Source organism: Ruegeria sp. YKSD179 (assembly GCF_059612885.1).
On the sequence record NZ_JBXWRL010000030.1, the window covers coordinates 1 to 23,329 of the forward strand.

Here is a 23,329-nt window from a genome sequence, read left to right on the forward strand (position 1 = left end):
ACCGTCTCTCCGATGCGTCCAGCCAACTCTCCAGCCCGTCACCAAACCCATAAAGACCCGGTGAAGCGCCTTCTAAGCCCAACTCAATACTTCCGCAAGAAGAAAAAGACATGCAGAGCATTTTTTTTGCCTTTTTGTAATTTATCATTTAATTTCAAAGTTTTAGAAAATGAAAAAGTACCAAGATAGCATTCAGTTTCCTTGTAAAAAATGTGTAGGGCACTCATGGGCAAAATCTCAGGCGAAATGCGGTCACTACATGTTGGGTAACAACAAGGGCCGCATACAAGACTCCTTCGAAATTGGCCTTCTCAAGACTCATTTTGAGAAAGTACGAATTCAAAATCCGTCACCGCAATTAAACCCAACAGCTTGCGTCTGAGCCCAAGATGAGTTCATCTCAAACCGCGAGACAACTCTCCGCAAAAACTCCGAGGACGAATGACACAGAAGCCGCTTGTTCCACAGGTTCGCACCGTTGGCATCGACGGTATTCTTGTAACTTTCGCAGATAAGATGTCAGAAGACGCAAACCGCGCTGCACTAGCGCTGAGAAGCGAGATAGAAAACCTGAACTGGAATGGCGTCGAAGAAACCTCGACCTCCTTGGCTTCAACGTATATCCGGATTGATACGGCCAAGGTGACGCACGCTGATATTTCTAACTTGCTGCGGCAGGTTTTGGACGCGCGCTACTGGCATAATGCCCCGCTTCCTTCTGGTCGAAAGCTCTGGCGTGTACCGACTGTTTATGGCACCGACCTTGCTCCTCAATTGGACGAAACCGCTAAAGTTGCAGGTTTTACGCCCGAAGAGGCAATCGCACGTCTTAGCCGAACCCGGGTGCGGGTGCTCACAATAGGATTTGCGCCGGGTCAACCGTATCTAGGCCCGCTGGGGCCGGAGTTTGATATTCCACGGTTAAAAGACCTAACCCCGATGGTTCCCGAAGGAGCACTGGTTCTGGCCATCTCGCAACTGGTCTTGTTTTCAGGACCAAAGCCAACCGGTTGGCGTCACGTAGGTCAAACTGCGTTTCGCTGCTTTCGCCCAGAGGCTGAGAAGAGCTTTGCATTGAACCCCGGTGACGAAATGTTGTTCGAACCTATCACCAAAGAGCAACTTATAGAAATTCAAAGCAAGAATTCAGACGGTTCCGGCGGCGCGATTTGTGAGGATATCGACGCATGAGCCTGCTCGTTCACAGCGTCGGTCCCGCTTGCACCATACAGGATCTTGGTCGTCCCGGATTTCTGGACCAAGGATTGTCACGTTCAGGCGCGGCGGACCAGCTCGCACTGCACGAAGGCGCTGCCCTGCTTGGTCAAAACCCGGGTTGCGCCTCTTTGGAAATGGCCGGTATGGGTGGTGTGTTTGAGGCAACTCAAAACATCTGGATTGCTTTGACCGGGGCCCCAATGTTCGCGAGCATAGACGACAACCCCGTTGTATGGAACGCGTCACACCCGTTACTCAAAGGACAGCAGCTGACAATCGGTGCTGTTCAGCAAGGCAACTATGGTTATCTGCATGTTGGCGGCGGCTTCACAACTGATCGCTTTCTGGGTTCCCGGTCAGCCCATTTGACTGCGGATATCGGTGAGGCGGTCAAGGTCGGGGATAAATTGCGTTGCAACCCGGTTACGGGCGACGCTGCTGTTAAGCTGCACACGGCAAACAGATTCACGGGGGGCACGCTGCGGGTTGTGCCCAGCTTTCAAACCCCTTTGTTCGACAAAACAATCTTGGATCGGTTCGCGCGGACAGAATTTGAACGTGGCGCACGCGCCAACCGGATGGGGATGCAACTAGACAGTGAGGGAGAAGGCTTTTCCGCCAAAGGGCAACTAAACATTTTGTCCGAGGTAATAACGCCCGGCGATATCCAAATGACCGGCTCAGGAAATCCCTTCATACTGCTTCCTGAATGTCAGACGACCGGAGGGTATCCGCGTATCGCGACTGTCATACCCTGTGATCTGCCGCGCGCGGCTCAGACTCCGACAGGAGCAAAAGTGCAATTTGAATTTGTTTCACTGGACGAAGCTTTGATACTGCAAGGTACGTACCTGACCGAATTGTCAAAGCTACCATCGCGCGTCGAACCGCTGATACGTGATCCGTATGACATCCCCGACCTGCTGTCCTACCAATTGATCAGCGGAATGGTCTCTGCCAATGAATAAGGAGGTTTGACAATGCCCCAAGTTGATCTGAATGCCGATATGGGTGAAAGCTTTGGCCCATGGAACATGGGGGATGACGAAAACCTATTGAAGATTGTAACATCAGCCAACATTGCTTGCGGATTACACGCGGGTGACCCCGACGTTATGGCTAAAACCATGGCGGTGGCCAAAGAACAAGGTGTTGGAATAGGAGCCCATCCGGGGTTTCCCGATCTTCAGGGATTTGGCCGCCGAAACATGAAGATACCGCTTCCAACCTTGCGCAACCTTGTGCGCTATCAGTTGGGCGCGGCGCAGGGAATGGCCCAGGCCGTGGGGGCAAATGTTCGACACCTCAAGTTGCATGGGGCGTTGGCGAACATGTGCTCGGTCGACGTAGACATGGCGCGTGCCTGTTATCAGGGCGCTTTGGATGTTGATCCTGACATCATCATCATGGTTCTTGCTGTCACAAAACAGGAAAAGGCCGTACGTGAGCTGGGTTGCAAATGGGTAGGCGAAATCTTTGCTGATCGCGCATACAACGACGACGGTACTTTGGTCGATCGTAGTTTACCCGGCGCTATTATTCACGAACCGGGCATTGCTGGCCCACGAATACTGAAAATGGTGAACGAAGGTGCAATAATCACGGAAAGTGGGAAGCGATTGGAGACGTCGATCGACACCATTTGTCTACACGGAGACGGACCCACTGCAGTTCAGATTGCCCGTTCGGTGCGAGAAAGTTTGATTCAGGGTGGCGTCGAGGTAACGAAATTCACCAAATAGAAAACCGGGTTCAATCTTTAGGATTTAAGTGCCTGCTGTTGCGCAGGGAAATTTCCACCCCTAGCATGTGTGAATGAGCATGTTCAGATTACTAGAAATCCAGGCGATCCGATCCTGATCCGACCAGCGCTGAGCAAGGAGACTTGAAAATGTCTTTCGATCTGATGTCCTATCAGCCCAGAGGCGACAAGAAAAACTCTGACTTCTTTGCTGAATATCTTCCAAAAATCTATGAGCGACGGAATAGTTCCGGCGTTGCTGATCAAGTCGGACCGATGAGGGCGATTATCATTCAAGTCGAACCAGCGTCATTGTTCGACACATTAGTCGAACTTTACGTGATGACTCCGTACAGGCACACAGCCAGCTATCTGGGCAAAACACACAAATTCGCGGTCATGCATTCACACCCGGACTATCCGGCACTGATCGTGATGGCGCCACTCAGCGATAAATTCGAAGATTTCATCCCGCGAATTAACCAAATGTATCCATTGGCGCGTGGTACACCACAAACACGTTATGTCGGCGAAGTGTTCGGTGCCGTCGATCTGGAAGCTCTTACCAGCACATTGGAAGAGCAAAACATTCGTTTCGAATATCACGGCGACACGGAAAACCCGTTTTACACTCAAAGCGGTTTCCGGTTCACGACGCCATCTGATTTCACCTGCAATCGCGTCGGCTATTCGACGTTGGATTTCAACGACCCGGACGGTCTTGGTCTGGGCGACCGCGTGTTGCTGAGCGCGTCGGAAACGGCGCGGTTAGAAGAGGCTGCGGGCTTTGGCGAGGAAAGCAAAATCTCACCTCTGATGCTGGGAATCGATCATTTGGCCACCCGTGTTTTGGCTGGCGAGCGAGAGGACGCAATCCTCGAATTCCTGACGATGGTGCCCTACTATTTTTGGGGTGCTTACAATATTTTCGACATGAATTCGTCTACAAACGTAAACCGAAACCCAAATGTCGATGATGACAAAAAGTCTCCTGCCAAAGTGTTCACTGCGAACAATACTCCATCTTTTGTGAACTCATTTGCCAAACTGCCGATGCCGACCGAGGATTTCGTTCGCAACTTCGGTCGCCGCCTACATCACATGGCTGTCGAAATTCAGGACGGAGATCATGGCGCGGGTGAGAAGAACGTCGACTTTGTAGTCAATACGCTCAAGGACAAGGGCGTTCCGTTTTTGGCGCACGTAGTGGGTGAGTGCAAAGATGATCCCAACCTGAAACAAATATTCTCTAAACACTCGAAAAACACTCTGCTGATTACCGAGTATATCGAGCGCTGTCATCACTATGATGGTTTCTTCACCAAGGACAACGTCGCGGCCTTGACCGCTGCCGCAGGTCAGGACGAGCAATACCAACACGGACATGTATTCGACTGATAGCCTAAATCAAAAATGGCTGTGAACTCACGCTCACAGCCAGTGTCCTTGAGTGGTAGTTTACCAGGCCTTATGACGGCCCTATCATGAAACATGTGACATTGCGGGCCTGTAACCTGCGGCAGGCCAGATCGGCTTGTTCGCGGGTCATACCTTGAAACGTAGCGTCAAATCCGCTTGCGCTCTGGTTTACCTTGCGCAGGGTTCCTTCCAGCGTCGTCATCTCGGAAAGCGCAGTTTTTAGAAGAACTTTCTCGGCCTCATAGCGGGTCGTATAACGGCCCACGTTTACGCCCCACAAATGTCCCCCAGAGGTCGACAATCGCGTCACGACTTCTGGTTCTGGTTCTGGCTGAGGCGCGGTTTCTATAGAAGCCAGCACCACATCTTCTGAACTATTATCGTCATTTGATTTGATGTCTGCGGCAGCTATTGCAGCAGCGATTCCATCCTGAATGCGGGCGCCGTTCTTGGCAGCCGTTTCCGCCACGGTTCCTGCAACCTGCATCGCAGCGTTCGGACGTGGCCGCAGCAATGGACGCAAGCTGGATACTGGTGCCCCAGTTAGGCCAGCAACTTTGGCAAATTCTCCCAAACCGACATTACCGGCATATTTAGGACGTGATGGCTTGCGGATTGGCGCCCGCGAAGGAGCACGACGAAAACCCATATCCAACAACTCTGCCACACGCGCATTTCGTGAAGCACCGGATTTTCCACCAAAGACGGTCGCGATGATCCGTTCATCCTTACGTTTGGCCGAAGCAACAAGATTGAACCCTGCAGCGCGAGTGTAACCGGTCTTGATCCCATCAGCTCCCTTGTAGGCTGCAAGCAAGCGACGGTTGGTATTCGGAACCGTTTTGATTCCGGCGTGAGTGGATTGACGTGAGAAGAGATTGTAATACTGCGGGTAATCGTACAGCAGGTGACGCCCCAATGTGGTCATGTCCCGCGCGGTCGACAAATGCCCCGCTTCAGTCAGGCCATGCGCATTCTTGAACGTAGTACGGCTCATCCCCATCGCTTTGGCGGTTCGTGTCATCCTGCGGGCAAACGCTGCCTCGGACCCGCTCAGAGTTATTCCGATGGCAGTAGCCGCGTCATTGGCCGATTTAACAGCAGCCGCTCGGATCAGATAGCGGAATGCGATGGTTTGCCCCGCCCGCAACCCCAATTTCGAAGGCGGTTCGGAGGCCGCCTTCTTTGTGATGCGTACCGGCGTATCAAGAGTTATTTCGCCGTTTCTTACCGCCTCGAAAGCGATGTAGAGCGTCATCATTTTGGTTAAAGATGCCGGGTGCAACCTGGTGTCCGCGTTGCGGGAATGCAGCACCTCTCCTGTACGTGCATCAATTACCATGGCTGCGTATGGCGCCGCCACAGCTTGCAATGGCGCAAAAGAAAACACCCATAACACTAAAATTATAAGTAAGCCCATCCGGGCCGGAGCTGTCCGCCGAACCTGCACGATCTTTGCCTCTGTCTGCCTCGAGCCGCCGAGTTTTCCCGGTCAGCGTGTCTAATTATTAATTGGATCAAGGCTAGCACAGTGTCGTACTGAAATAAACCGAAAGCTCTGAGAGAGGTGATCCCAGATAGGTCGCATCAGTCCTATATGTTGTGTCCCGAGAGGAACAATCTACTAAACCGAGGATTTCTACTGAAACTGTGTTTCATCCATGGCAAAAATTTTCTGACTGGGACCAATTAGCAACATCATCGTATCGCTTGGACTAAGCCGTCCAACTCCCCTAGGTCGGTCAGCGCTCGATAACGGGGATTGTCCTCAGGTGTATCAGCCTGTTCAACCTCCCAAACCAAACCATGAGGTACATGCACGCCCCAGCACCCTGCAAGAATGGGGGCCACCACGTCGGATCGCATCGAGTTGCCTACCATCATTGCGGAATGCGGCCCATCGCCATGTTCCGTGAAAACAGCACGATAAATATCCGGCGTCTTTTCCGATACGATTTCCACGGCGTCAAAAAGGTCACCCAGGCCCGATTGCGCCAGTTTTCTTTCCTGATCTATAAGATCACCCTTGGTGATTAATACCACCTTGTAGGTCCCGGTTACCGCCTCGACCGCTTCGCGGGCATACGGCAAAAGCTCTATCGGATGTGCCAGCATATCTTGTCCGGCTTCGATAAGCTGCCGGATAACCGAAGCGGGTACTTTGTCCCGAGTCACCTCGATTGCGGTTTCAATCATCGACAAGGTGAAACCTTTGATCCCGTAGCCATAGTGCCGAATATTACGCTTTTCCGCAGCCAACAGTCGATCCATCAGGTGATCACGTTCAGCATAATCGACCAGCAAATCTGCAAAATGTGATTGTGTCAGTTGAAAGAAACGTTCGTTGTGCCACAGCGTGTCGTCCGCATCAAAACCGATGGTGGTCAATCTCTCATCCATCTCGAATCCGCCCGGCTCCTCTTTCCTCTGACGGTACTGACGTTATATAAGCCGTGAAATAAACCGAAGCCTGAATCGGATTCTCACAAGAAATGATTGAAACCCCGTGGATCATGTCTGACAAATCGGACGAGGACGACGATACATCAGTCCTGGTGCAAACGCGCCCAAAGACCAAGCGCCCACCACTGTACAAAGTGTTGTTGCTAAACGACGACTACACCCCGATGGAGTTCGTTGTTCACGTCCTTGAACGGTTCTTTGGCATGACACATGCGCAGGCTTTTGAAATCATGCTGACCGTTCACAAGAAGGGCGTTGCCGTCGTGGGCGTATTTAGTCATGAGATCGCCGAGACCAAAGTTGGACAGGTGATGGATTTTGCGCGTCGGCACCAGCACCCCCTGCAATGCACAATGGAGAGAGAAGAGTGAGACGGAACCGAGCCTGATCACCCTTGTTCACTACGCTTGTAGGATCCATATATGTCACCTCGCCTGAGCCTTGCCATTGAAAACGGCCTGACTTTGTCGCAACCAGTGTCCTTCATTGGCGCAACCCCAGCCAATGATTTACCCAAAGAATTTTTGGGATCGCAAGTGGTTCAACCATTCAAGCCGTTTCACGACCACTTCGCTTCGATTGGCTTTGCAGCGATCGCCGAGGCTGATTCAACGTGTCATGATGCTGTAGTCTTTTTGCCTCGTTCGAAGGAGTTGGCTCGAGCCATGATATGTCAGGCTTGTCGTCGGGCCAGCCACTTGGTCGTAGTGGACGGCGCCAAAACCGATGGCATTGACAGCCTTCTGAAAGACATCCGAAAGAAAGTTTCGGTCGAAGGCCCAATATCAAAGGCCCATGGGAAAATTTTCTGGTTTCATTCTGACGAGCAGGCATTTGCCGATTGGGCCGCACCGGAAATGCAAACCGTCGATGGGTTCAATACCGTACCGGGAGTGTTTTCCGCCGACGGTATCGATCCGGCTTCGGAGTTGCTGAGTAAGGCACTTCCCCCGCGCCTTGGCGCCAAAGTAGCCGACTTAGGAGCGGGTTGGGGGTACCTCTCTTCCCATCTCTTGAGAGATAAAAACCTTGTCACCCTGCACCTTGTAGAAGCCGATCATGCAGCGCTGTGTTGCGCGCGAACCAATGTTAAAGACCCTCGCGCAAAATTCCATTGGGCAGATGCACTGAAATGGACCGCTGCCGAGCCGCTGGACGCCGTTGTAATGAACCCTCCATTTCACACATCCCGCGACGCTGATCCCGGATTGGGTCAGGGATTTATCCGGTCTGCCGCGCACAATCTGGCGCGTTCGGGCGAACTTTGGATGGTGGCAAACCGCCATCTGCCATACGAAGCGACGTTGAGCGAGTCTTTTGCCCGCGTCGAAGAAGTCACCGGTGACAATCGGTTCAAAGTTATCAGGGCCTCTCGCCCCCGCCGGTGATCCCGGCTAACCTGCGCCGCAACTCAGGAGGAAGCGCATGTCCTTTTCCATAGCTGGCAAAACCGCGATCGTCACCGGCGGTGCCAATGGCATTGGTCTGGCCATCGGCCGTCATTTCGCAGATGCAGGTGCGAACGTCGTTTTTGCGGATATGGACGAAAAACGCTTGGTTAACGAACTGGGCGAACATGCCGACGACAGCAATATCCGTTATTTCGCTGGCGATTTGCGTGAACGCCTGACCGTTGCCAACCTGCTTTCGGCAACGCTCGACGCATTTGACCAGGTAGACATTCTGGTCAATGGCTCACGACAGGTAATCCCCTCGGATCCACTTGATGCCGATGACGATTCTGTTCGAACATTGCTGAACCAAAACTTAATGCCCGCGCTACGCCTTAGCCAGCTGATCGCAAAGCGCATAATCAAACAAGCAGATGGCAACGAGGAGAGCCCCGCAGGGTCTATAATTAACCTGTCTTCGATTGCGGCCCGCCGAACCCATCCGGACCTGATGGCCTACTCAGTTTCAACTGCTGCGCTGGATCAAATGACCCGGTCGTTGGCGGTTGCGCTGGCGCCGAACCGCATTCGCGTAAATTCAATCGCCCTGGGATCGGTAATGAGCGCCTCATTGCAGTCTACCCTTAAGGAAAACCGTGACTTCCGGGAGGACATCGAAAAACATACGCCTCTGGCTCGTATCGCGGCACCGACTGAACTGGTTGAAACCGCGCAATTCCTGGCTTCGGATGCCGCGGGTTTCATGACCGGGCAAATTCTAACCATCGACGGCGGCCGCACCCTGTTAGATCCGGTCGCCGCCCCTGCTCATTAAAGCCAATGTTCGAACGCGAGAAATCTACTGCCTCTACATGGTTCCGGCACTTGCGCGACGAAATCGTCGCTGCGTTTGAAAGCCTCGAGGATAGCCACAATTCGGGTCCGTTTTCAGATGCTGAACCCGGTTGCTTCGAAATCAGAGAAACCAAACGACAATCGGATGATGGATCTGACGCCGGAGGTGGGCTGATGTCGGTGATGCGCGGAGGTCGAGTATTCGAAAAGGTCGGCGTTAACGTCTCTACCGTTTTCGGCACACTTGGCGAGCGTGCTCAGCAGGCCATGGCTGCGCGCAAAGGTATTCCCGGAATGACTGAAGATCCCCGATTCTGGGCGTCAGGGATCAGTTTGGTCGCGCACATGCAAAACCCGCATGTGCCAGCCGTCCACATGAACACACGTATGTTTTGGACACCGCATGCATGGTGGTTCGGCGGTGGGTCGGACCTGAACCCATGCATCGAATATGAAGATGATACCACGCATTTTCACGCCACGCAGAAATCACACCTAGACCCGCATGGAGCCGGACTTTATCCACGCTTGCGGGACTGGGCGGATGAGTATTTTTATATCCCTCACCGAAAACGCGCGCGTGGCGTCGGCGGTATTTTCATGGACGATTATTGCACGGGCGACTGGCAAGACGATTTTACACTGACCCAAGATATTGGCCGGGCTTTTTTACCTGCCTATCTGCCGCTGGTTGAAAAACGCCGATCCCAGCCATTTTCTGAAAACGACAAAAATGCGCAGCTGGTGCACCGCGGCCTCTATGCTGAATACAACTTGGTTTATGATCGTGGCACCAAATTCGGACTGGAAACCGGGCATGATCCAGACGCCGTTCTGATGAGCTTGCCACCGCTTGCCAAATGGGTCTGACGCCTAGAAACCCATGTCTATGAAATTGTCGAAACAATAGTTTTGCGCCGAAGCGGCGGACAGATTCTCGCCGACTCTATTGACCGTCAGGGAATATCCCGATTTGGTATCCGCACCCGGCGGAGGTGTGAATGAAAAATTGACTGTGCGAGCACCTTTTTCATAGGCTTTCGAAACATAAATCCGTTGCGAGTTTGAAACGCCCAACGTACGAACTGCGTAATCACCGATCCCACACCAATAAGTAACGGCAGCGGAGGACCCGCCGACAGGTTTCACCTGAAAAGTTCCATCCTTTAGCGGTGTGATCTGGGTTCTGAATTGCGGTCTGAGTTTATAGCCAAAACCAACGCCTTGACCCCAGGCGGAAGTTGCCGCAAAAGCAACCAAAGTCAAAATCATGCCAGATCGCATCGCTAAACATCCCGTTGCCAATTATCGGATTTAAGTGCTTTCGCCAATTAACCCGCCAAACCTACGACATTCCATCCCATGGGGAAACACCCGCTTAGGCTGATGAACCGCACGACAAAACCCCGTGGAAAGAACCTTTGTTTGATAATGATATCGGGCACTAGTTCGATATTTCCACTAATTTAGGTGCCATTTGAAAAAACCGTTTCCAAAAGACTGGTTTGATCTACCTCCGGAAAAATACGCAGATCTAGGTGCCCTATTCTATCTGGCCTCCCTCACCAAAATACATAGTGGGCGCAAACTTGGCCAAGTGCTCTACGCGTTTGAAACGCCATTTCGTCTGGGGCAATATCACATCTTCCGGCAAAATGGTTTTCCGCGTGGTTTTGTGACGTTTGCGGGTCTCAATCCTGAAGCCGAATATCGCTATGCCGTCAAAGAAGAAGCATTGAAAGAGGCCGACTTCACTTGTGGCTCATCTTTTTGGATCATCGACTTGGTGGCTCCATTTGGCCAAACCAATCAAATCGTCGAAAGGTTAAAAAAGGAAATTCCTCATCCAAGAGTTCGCACCAACAGAATGGATAGCGACATGACCCGCAATAGAATCGTGGAATGGACTCGTGATAGCGCAGGTGAAGTTCATATGAAATTTTACCGCAAGAAAGAATTCGCCCAAGTCCTCAGCAAGGAAGGCACATAGATGGTTTCAGTAACGGGTGACACCACTGGATTTGTGACGGACGACCCACCAAATGTGGCGACGGGAGATTTGGACGCAGTTAGCCCGCTGACTATCATCGATGAAGATTGGGAGATTTCAACGCCAGCAACTTTCGGCACGGCTTCTGTCGATCCGGATACTGGGGAGTGGACCTATACTGTTGATCCCACAATCTTTGACAATCTGGATGGCGGCGAGGTTCTAATCGATACTTTCGCAGTCCAAGTTACAGCAACAACCGTCTCGGTAATTGGCACAACTCCTTTCACTTCGGCACCAGAAATCATTACCGTTACTATTGAAGGGGTCTGTTTCACCGCAGGAACTTTGATCGAAACAGAACATGGCATCGCTGCAATAGAGAGCCTGTCTGTCGGCGACAGGGTTATGACAGCGGATCGAGGGCTTCAGCCAATCCGCTGGATAGAAAGTAGTTTGCTGCCCCCTGAGCGATTGAGGCGCAACCCAGCAATGCGGCCCGTTCGAATCTCTGCAGGCAGTCTTGGTGGCGGTCTGCCCAGAAGGGATCTGCTAGTTTCACAGCAGCACCGAATACTGATCGGCGGCCCAAAAATCGAGATCTTGTTCGGCGCGCCCGAGGTACTTGTCGCCGCCAAACATCTATGCGCATGGCCGGGCATTGTAATTGACATGTCTGATGAACCCGTCACCTACCTGCATATTCTAATGGATCATCATGAAATTTTGACGGCAGAAGGGGCCAAGGCCGAAAGTCTGTTTCTTGGCGAAGAAACCTTACACACCCTGTCGTCTGACGCTTTGCAGGAATTGGCAGACATTTTTTCTGACCGCCCGACGCAAAACCAAATGGGCTTTGGTCATGCCGCACGATTGATTTTACGAGAGCACGAAGCGTTGGCTCTGGCCTAAATTGATCCTGCTGGTCCGCCAACGTCCTGTGGGGCCAAGGCAACGGTTTTTATTACGGCATAGCAATGGCTGCCGGGCTGCAACCCCAACACATCAACGGATCGACGGGTTACGCGCGCCAGCACTACTCCGGCCTGAGTCTTGAGGGATACAATCGCACCGGGTCCTTCGCCGGATCGCACCGCTTCGACTTGACCATCCAGAATGTTCAGCGCCGATAGTCCTTCGGGTTTTCGATCAGACAGTATGACTTCTTGCGCCGGGATGCGTATGCGCAACTCCTCTCCGATCTGATGAGGAATGCGGGGCAAGAACAGACGTGCCCCGCCGGCATCTAATTCGGACAATCCGTCGTCATGGTGACGGGCCACACGGACCTGCAGCACCGCACCTACCGCGCGGATACCAGCGGGTGCGATAGACGGGTCAGAAAGAACCTCGGACGCGGGTCCTTGGCGAACAACTTTGCCTTCTTGCAAAGCTACCACAAACGTTGCCAGCCGCGCGACTTCGGCGGCTGAATGGGTTACGTAAAGGATGGGCACCGATACCTCATCTCGTAACCGTTCGAAATAGGGAAGTATTTCGGCCTTTCGTGCGTCATCCAGCGCCGCCAAAGGTTCATCCGCAAGGATCAGACGCGGCGCTGCAAGCAGCGCACGACCGATGGCAACGCGCTGTTTCTCGCCACCAGACAACTTCGCTGGGCGGCGGTCCAGAAGATGCCCAATCCCCAGCATCTCAATCACGCGGTCGGGGTTTTCACGACGTGCACCCCGAGGTGCAAACCAGCGGCCATATAATAGATTTTGACGTACATTCAGATGAGGGAACAGCCGCCCTTCCTGAAAGATGTATCCCAGACGACGACGGTGCGGCGGCAACCAGATGTCTCTTTCCGCGTCGAAAAGAATTCGATTATCAATTGTGACCTGCCCAGCCCGGGGTCGCAATAGCCCGGCCACTGCATTAACAACCGTTGTTTTGCCCGATCCCGACCGCCCGAACAAAACGGTTACACCTGAAGGCGCGTTAAAGTTCAGGTCCAAAGCTATGCCAGGCAATTGGTGTTGGAGGCGAACAGAAAGGCTCATGATCCTGCCACCCGTTGCGCGGCACGGCGACCGACATATTCCGACAGCAACAATGCAGTCATGGCAACAGCGATCGAGATAATGACCAGCCTAGTGGCTGCGGCCTCGCCCCCCGGCACTTGTAAAAAAGCGTAAACCGCCGATGGCAATGTTTGAGTTTGCCCCGGGATGTTGGAAACGAATGTAATTGTGGCCCCAAATTCCCCCATCGCCTTGGCAAATGCCAAAATTGCTCCGGCAATAACTCCGGGCAGGATCATCGGTAAAGTGACTGTTAAAAAGACAAAAAACCTAGATGCGCCAAGGGTGGAACCCGCTTGTTCAAGCCGTGGATCCACCGCCTCGATCGAAAGACGGATCGCACGGACCATAAGCGGAAAGGCCATGATCCCAGCAGCTAATGCTGCGCCAGTCCAGCGGAAGGCAACGACAATTCCGACCTCAGCCAATAAACGACCAATGGGGCCTTGCACTCCGAAAGTCAAAAGCAAAAGATAACCGGTCACGACAGGTGGTAGGATCAACGGTAGATGCACGAGCCCGTTCACAATCTGGCGCCCGGGAAAACGCCAGCGCGCCAAAGCATAAGCCACAAATATACCTAACGGTAAGGACACCACCGTAGCCCAGAAAGAGACACGCAAAGAAAGGCGCAATGCTTCAAGCTCCGCAGGTCCGAGCCATCCCATGATTACTGCCCCGACAGGGTAAAGCCCTGTCTCTGGAATTCCGCTTGTGATGCTTCGGATTGCAGATACTCAAAAAAATTCTGCGCGTCTGCGCTCGCCGCTTGCATCAGAGCCGCCGGATATATGATCGGAGAGTGCGTATCCTGGGGGAAAGTTCCAAGCACATCTACCCTATTTTCTGCCGTTGCGTCGGAATTGTATACGATCCCCAATGGCGATGCTCCTGTTGCCACCAACGCCAAAGCCGCACGCACGTTGTCAGCCTGAGCAATCTGCCCCTCTACGGTGTCCCAAATACCCAGACTCTGCAACGCACTTTTGCCGTAAATTCCCGCCGGAACCGCATCTACAAGCGCCATGGCCAGATACCCTCCGTCCAATTGTGATTGCAGGTCCAGCGTGGGTTCTATTTCTATTGGATCGCCGCCTTTTAGACCAATCAAAACAAGATTATTGGCCAGCAAGTCAATTCGCGAAGCTGAATCCAACAACCCTTCATGTTCCAACACATCCATCCAGTCTTGGTTGGCTGAGATATACAACTCGGCAGGGGCGCCCAGTTGAATTTGCCGTGCTAAAACAGAGGACGCCGCATACGAAACAGTGACGTCCTGGCTGAATTCTTCCTGATATCGCGCGACAATGGCGTCCAGTGCAGTCTTCAGGCTAGCCGCTGCAAACACCAGAACTCCCTCGGCGCCAGCCCGGATAGGGGCTGCCGACGCTACAAAAAATGCAAGTACCGCAATAAGGCAACGGAAAACCCGGGTCATCATGTGCCTCTGACTCAATTGGTTGCAGTCAATGTGGGCATATCGGAGGCTATGCATGACAGGCAAGACCCCTTTCTTTACAACCAATTCAGGTGCAAGTGTGATATTGACCGTTTTCTGTCGCGAATTGGATTGATCCTTCACCAAATTCAGGCTGACCTGCAGCTAGGAAAGATAGGAAACATCTCATGTTGCAACAGAAACCCGAATTGATCGATGCGATCCGGGCCAGATTCGCTCATGTCGACGCTTGCCCGTTTCAAGGGCCGCGCATCTTCTTTGAAAACGCAGGAGGAGCGCTGACGCTGAAGTCAGTGGTCGAAACCTCCGCAAAATTTGCTGCAATCCCCGATAATCAAGGGCGAGACAACGTGGCCAGCCATGCATTGGTCAACATCATTAACAAAGCCAAAGCCGATTTGTCAGTTTTCATGAACGCCTCTGGTGGCCAGTTTTTTGTGGGCGAAAGCGGAACCGAACTGCTGTTCAGAATGATCCGTACCGCATGTGTCAATGCTCAGCCGGGCTGCAAAGTCATCGGAAGTTCCATAGAACACCCCGCCAGTCGCAGCGCTGCGCGTCGTTGGGCCGAGATAGCCGGGTTGAACTATGTCAACGTGCCCCACGATGACGCAACCGGGCTTGTCACTGCAAAAGACTATAGAATGTTGATGACACCGGATGTGGTTGTTGCGACGGTCCTGCATGCCTCGCCAGTCACGGGGATGGGCATGGACGTGGCGGCCATTGCGCATGCAATACGCGAGGTTGCCCCTGAATGCTTCATCATCGTGGATGGAATTCAACATGCAGCGCATGGCCAGATGGATCTGGACAGCTACAATGTCGATGGCTATGCAATTTCGCCTTATAAGGTTTTTTCGCGCCACGGATACGGTGTGGCCTGGATATCGGATCGGTTGACTGCTTTACCCCATGATCAACTGATAGACGCACCGGCCGAGGGATGGGAATTCGGTACACGCGACACTGGGGCCTACGCAACAATGTCAGATGTTGTCGAATACTTTGAATGGGTTGGTTCACAGGTATCAGACGCATCGGACCGTCGAGACAGGATTGTGGCTGCCGGGCAGGCTATCCGCGCTTACGAAACTCATCTGACTGGGGCAATGATCAACGGCATAGGTAACCTTCCTGGATTGCGAGATATGGATCACATCAAAATTTTGGCCGGGACGGACAACCCGGCTCGCGAAGGGTTGGTGTCCGTAGTTGTTCAAGACATGCCATCCGCAGATGTCGTTACAAAGTTGAACACTCAGGGAATTCGTACCCACACCCGTAAAGCTGATCATTATAGCGGAAATGTACTTGACCCACTGGGATTAAATGACTGTATCCGTATCTCGCTTTGTCACTACAATACTGAACACGAAGTCGCGCAACTACTTGCCGCCTTAAAAGACTTGCGCGCCTGAGCGCAGACACCTGCACTATTGGCGAAAGAATTTCTGCTAACCCTCTTGCGTCTGCGTGCCGCGTTAGCTAAATCCCCCATCACGGGTGATTAGCTCAGTTGGTAGAGCGCTTCGTTTACACCGAAGATGTCGGGAGTTCGAGTCTCTCATCACCCACCATTCCCAACCTTTTCAATGGTTTGCTCAGGGTCTTGTAACGAGAACTTGGAGACTATTCGACGATGAGTGTACGGGTATCGAATCTAAAGAAGCGTGTTGGACTACCCAGAGGATTGTTCCTCAGAGGCAAAGGCTACGTAGTCGGCCATTGCGGTGTGTGCTGGAAATGCAAATGCAAGACCAACAAGCATCTTCTTAATCATTAGAGAGTAGCCTTTCATAAATAGTCTACCCTGGGATCAAGCTTCAGCACGAACCCGTGGGTGTAACGTTCCCTGTCTGAGAGTTATTCTATGCGCGGGTGAGGGTATCTCTTCAGCAGAAGCTTCCTCTGTTCAACCAAGGAACCGTTTCTCAGATGCAATAATAAGAACAATAATCCCCTCCTTTTTGAAGTCGGTTTCTAAAACCCCCCACCCCTTCGTTTGCAGACAATAATGCTGCCAATAGACCAAGGTCGTGTGTCCTTGTGCTTAGGGTGGCGGAACTGGTGGCAATGAAGTCGGTTTCGGCTTTTGGCAGGGAATTGCCTCAACTTCTTAGAACCTAAAGGAACCACCAGCATGATTATTGGATACGCAAGAACTTCTACGATGGAACAACAAGCAGGGCTTGAAGTTCAACAGGAGACACTCACAGAAGTTGGATGTGAGAAAATCTACTTCGAACAAGTCTCCTCTGTTGCTCGTAGAGAGGCGCTCAGTGAAGCTCTTAGCTTCTGCAGAGAGGGAGATGTTCTCATCGTCACCAAGCTTGACCGCCTTGCTCGTTCAGTCAGACATCTCGGAGAGATTGTTGACGAGCTCACAGAGAGAGGCATCGCACTGAGAGTACTCGATATGGCCCTTGATACATCCACAGCTACAGGGAAGCTCATGCTGAATGTCCTTGGGTCCATCGCTCAGTTCGAGCGAGAGATGATGTTGGAGCGGCAACGAGAAGGAATTGCCAAAGCTAAAGCTGAGGGTAAATACAAAGGCAGGAAACCAACGGCACGTATGATGACCACAGAGGTTCTTCAGCTACTGGAGCAGGGCTACAAGAAGCACGAGATCGCCCAGCGCTTGAGTATTTCTCAGAGATCAGTCTATCGGATCGTTAACGAAGCTCACCAGCCAGCAGGAGTGGAATGCAACCGCTGAAATAGTGGATAATCTCGAGCTAGTACACCAGAATAAAACCGCACGAGAAACGTTGCTAAAAAAAAGTATTGGCCCGTGTCTTTCAACACAGGCCAACGACATCAGTTGTATATGGTTTCAATTCTAAAATCGCCGCAAATAGGTGCTTGAAGCAATCATCTGTCGTTTGCGCCGCTAGGACCGGTGCCATTACCACCAGGCTGGTCATATGGAGTATCCGGTCTTTGACCATCCATCGTAGAAGCAGGGGGTCCCCCACCATTGTTGGCGCTGTTGCCAGTAATGCCGTCCCAAGGACTGTTGCCCACAGGCTTAGCGTTGCCGGGGTTGCCGCCTTCGCTTGACGGCGGTTCACAGTCGCTCACGCAAGTCGGAGGCTCGTCAACAGCGTAACTTGCAGTTCCAATAATCGCAAAAGCAAATGCGCTCAGCAATGTAATCTTAGCTTTTCCCATTCTTTCTATCTCCACTAGTAAACAACTACAGCAAAGGCCCGTAATTTGACCTCTGCGCCACAATTTTGCCAAAAAAATGCCACATTTGCAAATGTTTCCGAATTCACCCCCCCCATTAGATAGCCTGTCCACTAAAATAGATTGTTCTCTTTCATCATTTTTCCTTACCTTTGGAGAGGACCACCGCTAACGCCGGAAATCAAAGCCGAAGCCACATAACCACCTGACAGGGAGCACGAAATACCTTCAGCGCTGCTCTAATATCACTCCGCAAGCTCTACGGATCGACCTTGGTTTGGTCTTTCTCTAAAAGTGAAAATCAACTGGCCTTTCATTATCGCCTACAAGCCAGCAAAGCAGAATCGGCACTCTGCCCTAACCCGATTATTTTAGTAGAAGTTTTACTTCATCCCGGCTTGTGATCTTTATCACCCGTACATGTAACGACTTGACCTCTGATTCCGTTACAGTAAGTGTCGTACTCGAACCATGATGGTTCACCTGCAGAAACCGAAGTAGCTGCGTTGAGGAAACATGTGTAACATCACGGGTGATTAGCTCAGTTGGTAGAGCGCTTCGTTTACACCGAAGATGTCGGGAGTTCGAGTCTCTCATCACCCACCATTTTACCTAGTGCAAGCGTTTGATCCTGAAATTTTAGCGATCGCAAGTAGACGCCGTCATTTCCCTTTCGCGTTCTCTTTGGGTGCTGCGAACTTGCTGGAAAAATAATTCGATAGCTTAAAACGCTCTTTCCAAGTACCAGCGCCATAATCAACCCATATGTCAAAATATCGAGCAAGACACCTCCAGAGTGATGAGAAAGAAAATACTGCATAATGTCCTTCGCTGCACAACAACCGAAAATTAATAGAGAGAGCATCGAAACGTGGCGAAAGACCATGACTTGTGACCCGGTCGCCGTCAATCCAACTGTGGTTTTTTCGATCCCACTTATTGCACGTCACAGGGCGCGTGACTGGTCCCAAGTTTGTGAAAACCTGGGGCAAACAATTGAAACCTTGCGCAGACAAACCAACCCAAACTGGATGGCCGTTGTTTGCGGTCAGACACAACCAGATGGCATTGATTTTGACGATCAGGTAATTTTTCTGCGGTTTACAAAGCCAGCTCCAGGAATTGACAAGGGTGAGAAACGGCGCTCCATCACTGAGTTCTGCTCCCAAATTCTAAGTGGTGATGCATATTTATTCTGTCTAGATGCTGATGATCTGACACATCCAAAGCTTGTAGATTACATGGTCGAAACCCGCGACCCGTCGGGATACCTGATCGACAAGGGTTTTATGTACAATACCACTACCGGAGAGACTGCTCCTTTGCACCGCGCGGACAAGGACGCAATTCGAAAACAGGAAGGACCGTTTGGTTTTGCGCTTGTACCGCGGCGGCTGGACAACGTGTTTCGCAAGTTGACCGGTCGTGGATTTGCTAATTTCCCACCCAGGCTTTCAAAGCTGAAGTCTTTCGATTCCACTTGCGGGTCCTGCGTGGCGTGGAGGTGCCAATTCGGCCAGACAAAATTGGATGTGCCGGTTTTACCTGAATTAAGCCACAGGTTAATTGGCCTCTCCAACCGTAACGATTTAATGCAGCTAAACTACGTCCCCTTTCACGCCATGATGTACGTCATTGGGCATGGCGAAAACCTAGAGGAAGCAAAAGGTCGACTACGCTACAAAACCCGATACATCAACGAGTTCAAGATGACGCAGCGAGACACGCAACAAGCTCTAGCCGAGTTTGGCATCCGTGAAGAGCGCGGCGCCACTGGTAATCTCTGAATAGCAACTGATAACGACCAAAAGCGCAGGGCGTTATTCACATCGCTTCGGGTGGTTCATAGTTTGGAACTCGCAGCCTTCAACAAGAATCCCCAGATTCCACCAATTGCATTGGTCTCGATTGACAACCTGACAGCGTTATTGAAATGCGTCTGACAATTTCTTTGGATTTTCCGTGTACACCCAATGCCTTATCGCATTGGTTCGGATACATCGCGTTTTATGGACAGCTTGTTCCGGAAGGTTACCGAAACAAGAAAGGGGCTGGTCAAGACCCCCTTATCCAGCCCCTAACACCACCTGACACTCTCAATCATTTGTGAGACGGTGGGTTTTTCACCTGATAACCATAGCGGAAACTTTGTTAATTGTATCGAAAAATTCGGCGGTAGTCTCCTTGCCCAGTGTGAGGAACTGCCGTTTTCAATTCAAATGGCGATCCCGGAAGGACTCGAACTCTCAACCTGCTGATTAGAAGTCAGCTATGCGAGTTTCATAACCTCTTTATTTTTGATTATTTTTGCGAAACTTCATTGAATACATCAACGTTTCGTCCACGTTTAGTGCAATTGTGGCGTAATCTGCTTAATTAGGTAATGCAACGCGAACCAACGCTGTAATGTCCGCAATCCGAGACAAAGCGGTCATCTGACAAAATCGCTCAGATGACCGCATCGAGCCCAGAGCAGACATACGTTCCTGCGGCCCCTTTCGGACAAAGCACCATATGGTATCGTTGCCGTAGGTGAACGGAGTTTGGCCCTATGGATAGTGTTTTCGGATGCAGTGTTGACGATCATTTGCAATCACGGCTTGAGTTACGAGGACAGGAAAAGCCTTTCGATCATTGGGTCGATAACAAAGTGATCGACCATATTGATGAACTTTCCGGACGCTTCATCGCGGCTTCCTCATTGGCGATCCTGTCTACTTCGCGTCACGACGGAGTTATGGATATGACTCCTCGCGGCGACCCGCCGGGGTTTGTAAATGTCATTGACCGGAAACTCATCGCTATCCCCGATCGCCCCGGGAACAATCGGATGGACACATTCGAGAATGTCCTTGGAAATCCCAATGTCGGCGTTCTGTTCATAATTCCCGGACACCGGGACACGTTGCGTGTCAGCGGCAGGGGTGCGGTTGTCCGGGACGCCAAATTGGGCCAACAACTTGCGGTCAACGGACGGCCATCGGATCTTATCCTGCTGGTCCAGGTCGAAAGGGTGCTATGTCATTGTCCAAAGGCATTCATCAGAGGCAAGGTATGGCAACCAGATGCCTGGCCAGACACGTCGGATGTACCCACCCTTGCCGAGATGCTGAAAGTTCATGGTGGGATGCCGGAGACCGTCAAAGAAATCGACGATGGGTGCCGAGAAGATAGTGAACTAAATCTCTACTAGCGGCCGCACTCCACGTTGCAATTGAAGTTATTTGTCGGGATCAATTGAGAACGGCAGCTTTGTTCGCGTAGCAGCCGTTCACGCAATGCGCAGCGAACGGCTGCTTCGAGCCATTTTGACCGATGCTGCGGACTGCATGAACGGGTAGTTTAACGACCTAAAGGACATCCAAGCCAATTTGCCGGACGTCGGCTTGCAGGCACGCTGCTTTCCAAATTGGGATATCACGATGCGTATGCTACGGATCTAAGAGCCGCAAATCACATCCAAGATCCGATTCAGATCCTCACCTTCGAGTCCATCCGAAGCTGTTGGGAAAATCACCTCCGACCAAGAGAAGTAGACGACGAATACCCGAGCACGGGATTGGATTTCTTGCTCGTCGAATCCACTGTCCGCAAGCACTTCACTTATGAAGGCAATGCGCATGTCCCGCACTCCGTCAATTAGAGTCTGGACGTCTGGATCTGTCTGCGCCCAAGCTGTAAAGGCCAGATCCAGTTTTCCGCTACCCCTTTTTCGGATAACCCGAACAACGAACTCCAATCGCTCTTTGATCGATCCCGTTTGAGACAGCACTTCCGAAATAATCTGCTGATTGAACTCATTAACCCAATATTGTTTCATCGTGTCGAGCAATTCGGCGCGGTCGCGAAAATGCCAGTAGAACCCACTTTTCGAGACCTTCAACTTTCTTGCAAGGTCGTTGATGCGAACTGCATCAACCCCTTCCGACACTAAAACTTCTAGCGCGGTGTCGAGCCACTGACGCTTTGAAACCCGCCCTGTTGGATGCCCGCCGCTCCGGCCCAGAGTTTCCGAGCTTCTAACTAGACCAGCTGGTACAGTTTGATGTAGTGTTTTTTTCAATGTCACTGCCCCACGGAGGAATAACGGATGTTACCATCTAATTGTGTGCTAAAACGGCTCTGCTGGCCAGATATCGCCCAAGCGATTGCAACAATGGCGATAAGTGTGCTCGCCATCGGACAATCTCTTCCTGCCGCTGCGCAAGAGATTTCGCCGACAGAACCGTTCGCTGTACGTGAGACTTACTACCCAAATACCGAAAAGCTTGAAGCCAACGAAATGCGGGTTATTGCATGCGGAACTGGAATGCCAACGACACGCGCGGCACAAGCGGCGGCATGTTTTCTTGTCGAGTTGGGCAACGGCGACAAATTCATATTCGATGCAGGGGCAGGGTCTGCTGAGCGTATCTCATCTTTACAAATCCCCTACGACTTCATCGACAAGGTGTTCATCTCGCATCTTCATGCCGACCACTTTGGTGCTTTGTCAGAACTCTGGATCGGTGGTGCGTTGATGGGGCGGCAGAAACCGCTGCGTGTCTGGGGACCAAGCGGGCCTAGCAAAGATCTCGGGACGGCAGCCGCCATTGAGAGCTTGAAAGGTGCGTACCGCTGGGATCTTGCTGGTCGAGTCGGCCTCGTCGATTTCAGGGGCTACGATCTTCAGATCAACGAGTTTGATTATCGGGGTGAGAATGCCGTTGTTTACGAGGAAAATGGGGTTACCATACGTTCCTGGCCCGCCATTCATTCGCTGGACGGACCTGTCAGCTTCAGCCTTGAATGGAACGGGCTGAAGTTTGTCTTTGGTGGTGATACATACCCGAACAATTGGTTCAACGAATACGCGAGGGATGCCGATCTTGCTATTCATGAGTGCATGGTCGCGGTTCCGACAATGGTTTCGAAAATGGGTTTCACCCCGGAAAGCGCCCTGTTGGTTGGCACCCAAATCCATACTGCCCCCGAAGCCTTCGGAAAAGTCATGGCTGAAATTCAGCCGCGCATGGCAGTCGCCTACCACTTCTTTAAGGACTTCGACACAACCGCCGAAGTGAACGACCGTATTCGGACAACCTATGACGGGCCACTAAGTCTCGCCGAAGATTTTATGGTTTGGAACATCACAGAAAAGGAAATCAGGGTTCGCATGGCTGTTGTAAATGAGACGACTTGGTCGCCACCGCTCGCTGGAGAGGCGGAACCTCCGGGTGGTGACGCCGACCGGGAAAGATTCAGCGAGAATTCGGGCGTTCCTGTAGAAGACATGATCTATTCTGACTTTATCATTGGCGGCAAATGGGACGGTGTCGATGACGCGCTTCGCGGGGTTTACAAAGAAGCGGAAGAAGCCTTGGGCAAGAGTTTTCCATATCCGGGTGACGAATAGTCTTCGCCAACTGCAAAACTGGAGTTGCCCCCGGGACAGGTTGGCACCTTTGACAGCCGGCATTTCTTGCAAAAGCGGACCTCACGGAAAGTCGCCCAATGTCGGCAATGCGCAGTCAGCGGGAATCTCAGCGTTGACTACGGCCGATTGCTTTGTCCGCAAAGCGGTCGCTC

The 23,329-nt window shown here is 51.8% G+C and carries 24 protein-coding genes and 2 tRNA genes; 18 read left to right on the forward strand and 8 right to left on the reverse strand.

Annotated features, from left to right (window positions below; all coding sequences use genetic code 11):
• The 5 genes from AC2FNE_RS14370 to AC2FNE_RS14390 form a co-directional block, all read left to right on the forward strand.
• A partial coding sequence (locus tag AC2FNE_RS14370; protein WP_496774174.1) for a hypothetical protein occupies positions 1 to 189 on the forward strand: 189 nt, incomplete at its 5' end.
• Positions 190 to 441: 252 nt separating this feature from the next.
• Positions 442 to 1,191 carry a 5-oxoprolinase subunit B family protein gene (locus AC2FNE_RS14375; RefSeq protein WP_496805648.1) on the forward strand — a complete coding sequence of 250 codons (750 nt, stop codon included), beginning with the start codon at positions 442 to 444 and terminating at the stop codon, positions 1,189 to 1,191.
• Positions 1,188 to 2,186, forward strand: a complete 999-nt coding sequence (locus tag AC2FNE_RS14380; protein WP_170606198.1) for a 5-oxoprolinase subunit C family protein — start codon at positions 1,188 to 1,190, stop codon at positions 2,184 to 2,186. Before AC2FNE_RS14375 ends, AC2FNE_RS14380 begins: the two co-directional genes overlap by 4 nt.
• Positions 2,187 to 2,198: 12 nt before the next feature.
• Positions 2,199 to 2,960, forward strand: a complete 762-nt coding sequence (locus AC2FNE_RS14385) for a LamB/YcsF family protein (RefSeq protein ID WP_496805649.1) — start codon at positions 2,199 to 2,201, stop codon at positions 2,958 to 2,960.
• A 149-nt stretch (positions 2,961 to 3,109) separates the two neighbouring features.
• The gene (locus AC2FNE_RS14390; protein ID WP_170606197.1) at positions 3,110 to 4,357 is read left to right on the forward strand and encodes a hypothetical protein; all 1,248 of its coding nucleotides are present in this window, start codon (positions 3,110 to 3,112) and stop codon (positions 4,355 to 4,357) included.
• Between the two features lie 70 nt (positions 4,358 to 4,427).
• On the opposite strand, the gene AC2FNE_RS14395 is transcribed toward AC2FNE_RS14390, so the two are convergent.
• Both AC2FNE_RS14395 and AC2FNE_RS14400 read right to left on the reverse strand, forming a co-directional pair.
• On the reverse strand, positions 4,428 to 5,798 hold the full coding sequence (locus AC2FNE_RS14395; RefSeq protein ID WP_496805650.1) for a D-alanyl-D-alanine carboxypeptidase family protein: 1,371 nt from the start codon (positions 5,796 to 5,798) through the stop codon (positions 4,428 to 4,430).
• Between the two features lie 278 nt (positions 5,799 to 6,076).
• Positions 6,077 to 6,778 carry an HAD family hydrolase gene (locus tag AC2FNE_RS14400; RefSeq protein WP_170475278.1) on the reverse strand — a complete coding sequence of 234 codons (702 nt, stop codon included), beginning with the start codon at positions 6,776 to 6,778 and terminating at the stop codon, positions 6,077 to 6,079.
• 92 nt (positions 6,779 to 6,870) lie between these two features.
• Between AC2FNE_RS14400 and clpS the strand changes: the two genes are divergently transcribed.
• The 4 genes from clpS to hemF are packed head-to-tail and all read left to right on the forward strand — an operon-like array spanning position 6,871 to position 9,957.
• Positions 6,871 to 7,212, forward strand: a complete 342-nt coding sequence (clpS, locus tag AC2FNE_RS14405; protein WP_170606194.1) for an ATP-dependent Clp protease adapter ClpS — start codon at positions 6,871 to 6,873, stop codon at positions 7,210 to 7,212.
• 51 nt (positions 7,213 to 7,263) lie between these two features.
• Positions 7,264 to 8,229 carry a class I SAM-dependent methyltransferase gene (locus AC2FNE_RS14410; RefSeq protein WP_170606192.1) on the forward strand — a complete coding sequence of 322 codons (966 nt, stop codon included), beginning with the start codon at positions 7,264 to 7,266 and terminating at the stop codon, positions 8,227 to 8,229.
• A gap of 37 nt (positions 8,230 to 8,266) precedes the next feature.
• Positions 8,267 to 9,067, forward strand: a complete 801-nt coding sequence (locus AC2FNE_RS14415) for an SDR family NAD(P)-dependent oxidoreductase (RefSeq protein ID WP_496805651.1) — start codon at positions 8,267 to 8,269, stop codon at positions 9,065 to 9,067.
• Positions 9,068 to 9,072: 5 nt separating this feature from the next.
• On the forward strand, positions 9,073 to 9,957 hold the full coding sequence (gene hemF / locus AC2FNE_RS14420; protein WP_496805652.1) for an oxygen-dependent coproporphyrinogen oxidase: 885 nt from the start codon (positions 9,073 to 9,075) through the stop codon (positions 9,955 to 9,957).
• A 3-nt stretch (positions 9,958 to 9,960) separates the two neighbouring features.
• Here hemF and AC2FNE_RS14425 read toward each other — a convergent pair whose 3' ends face one another.
• Positions 9,961 to 10,371 carry a hypothetical protein gene (locus tag AC2FNE_RS14425; protein WP_170475268.1) on the reverse strand — a complete coding sequence of 137 codons (411 nt, stop codon included), beginning with the start codon at positions 10,369 to 10,371 and terminating at the stop codon, positions 9,961 to 9,963.
• A 193-nt stretch (positions 10,372 to 10,564) separates the two neighbouring features.
• On the opposite strand from AC2FNE_RS14425, the gene AC2FNE_RS14430 reads away from it, so the two are divergent.
• Both AC2FNE_RS14430 and AC2FNE_RS14435 read left to right on the forward strand, forming a co-directional pair.
• On the forward strand, positions 10,565 to 11,077 hold the full coding sequence (locus tag AC2FNE_RS14430; RefSeq protein ID WP_496805653.1) for a toxin-activating lysine-acyltransferase: 513 nt from the start codon (positions 10,565 to 10,567) through the stop codon (positions 11,075 to 11,077).
• A complete protein-coding gene (locus AC2FNE_RS14435) occupies positions 11,078 to 11,989 on the forward strand; it encodes a Hint domain-containing protein (protein ID WP_496774179.1) in 912 nt (303 codons plus the stop codon). It abuts the gene before it with no gap.
• On the opposite strand, the gene modC is transcribed toward AC2FNE_RS14435, so the two are convergent.
• The 3 genes from modC to modA are packed head-to-tail and all read right to left on the reverse strand — an operon-like array spanning position 11,986 to position 14,548.
• Entirely contained in the window at positions 11,986 to 13,083 is a 1,098-nt protein-coding gene (modC, locus tag AC2FNE_RS14440; protein WP_170606184.1) for a molybdenum ABC transporter ATP-binding protein, read from the reverse strand. The genes AC2FNE_RS14435 and modC overlap by 4 nt on opposite strands.
• Positions 13,080 to 13,772 carry a molybdate ABC transporter permease subunit gene (gene modB, locus AC2FNE_RS14445; RefSeq protein WP_496805654.1) on the reverse strand — a complete coding sequence of 231 codons (693 nt, stop codon included), beginning with the start codon at positions 13,770 to 13,772 and terminating at the stop codon, positions 13,080 to 13,082. The genes modC and modB overlap by 4 nt, the downstream gene beginning before the upstream one ends.
• Positions 13,773 to 13,774: 2 nt before the next feature.
• Positions 13,775 to 14,548 (reverse strand): molybdate ABC transporter substrate-binding protein, encoded by a 774-nt coding sequence (gene modA / locus AC2FNE_RS14450; RefSeq protein ID WP_496805655.1) that lies wholly within the window; start codon positions 14,546 to 14,548, stop codon positions 13,775 to 13,777.
• A 185-nt stretch (positions 14,549 to 14,733) separates the two neighbouring features.
• Between modA and AC2FNE_RS14455 the strand changes: the two genes are divergently transcribed.
• From AC2FNE_RS14455 to AC2FNE_RS14465, 3 genes are all read left to right on the forward strand, one after another.
• A complete protein-coding gene (locus tag AC2FNE_RS14455) occupies positions 14,734 to 15,987 on the forward strand; it encodes an aminotransferase class V-fold PLP-dependent enzyme (protein WP_170606179.1) in 1,254 nt (417 codons plus the stop codon).
• A gap of 83 nt (positions 15,988 to 16,070) precedes the next feature.
• Positions 16,071 to 16,146, forward strand: a tRNA-Val gene (locus AC2FNE_RS14460).
• A 563-nt stretch (positions 16,147 to 16,709) separates the two neighbouring features.
• Complete coding sequence (locus AC2FNE_RS14465; protein ID WP_496805656.1) at positions 16,710 to 17,288, forward strand: recombinase family protein; 579 nt, start codon at positions 16,710 to 16,712, stop codon at positions 17,286 to 17,288.
• A gap of 155 nt (positions 17,289 to 17,443) precedes the next feature.
• On the opposite strand, the gene AC2FNE_RS14470 is transcribed toward AC2FNE_RS14465, so the two are convergent.
• The gene (locus tag AC2FNE_RS14470) at positions 17,444 to 17,743 is read right to left on the reverse strand and encodes a hypothetical protein (RefSeq protein ID WP_496805657.1); all 300 of its coding nucleotides are present in this window, start codon (positions 17,741 to 17,743) and stop codon (positions 17,444 to 17,446) included.
• A 548-nt stretch (positions 17,744 to 18,291) separates the two neighbouring features.
• On the opposite strand from AC2FNE_RS14470, the gene AC2FNE_RS14475 reads away from it, so the two are divergent.
• The 3 genes from AC2FNE_RS14475 (at position 18,292) to AC2FNE_RS14485 (ending at position 20,954) form a co-directional block, all read left to right on the forward strand.
• Positions 18,292 to 18,367 (forward strand) — tRNA-Val (locus tag AC2FNE_RS14475).
• A 278-nt stretch (positions 18,368 to 18,645) separates the two neighbouring features.
• Positions 18,646 to 19,548, forward strand: coding sequence for a hypothetical protein (locus tag AC2FNE_RS14480; protein ID WP_496805658.1), 903 nt, complete (start codon positions 18,646 to 18,648; stop codon positions 19,546 to 19,548).
• 764 nt (positions 19,549 to 20,312) lie between these two features.
• Positions 20,313 to 20,954 carry an MSMEG_1061 family FMN-dependent PPOX-type flavoprotein gene (locus AC2FNE_RS14485; protein WP_496805659.1) on the forward strand — a complete coding sequence of 214 codons (642 nt, stop codon included), beginning with the start codon at positions 20,313 to 20,315 and terminating at the stop codon, positions 20,952 to 20,954.
• A 246-nt stretch (positions 20,955 to 21,200) separates the two neighbouring features.
• Here the strand turns inward: AC2FNE_RS14485 and AC2FNE_RS14490 are convergent, their stop codons facing one another.
• Positions 21,201 to 21,824, reverse strand: a complete 624-nt coding sequence (locus AC2FNE_RS14490) for a TetR/AcrR family transcriptional regulator (RefSeq protein WP_496805660.1) — start codon at positions 21,822 to 21,824, stop codon at positions 21,201 to 21,203.
• A gap of 27 nt (positions 21,825 to 21,851) precedes the next feature.
• On the opposite strand from AC2FNE_RS14490, the gene gntH reads away from it, so the two are divergent.
• The gene (gene gntH, locus AC2FNE_RS14495; RefSeq protein WP_496805661.1) at positions 21,852 to 23,156 is read left to right on the forward strand and encodes a guanitoxin biosynthesis MBL fold metallo-hydrolase GntH; all 1,305 of its coding nucleotides are present in this window, start codon (positions 21,852 to 21,854) and stop codon (positions 23,154 to 23,156) included.
• The last annotated feature ends 173 nt before the right edge of the window (positions 23,157 to 23,329 follow it).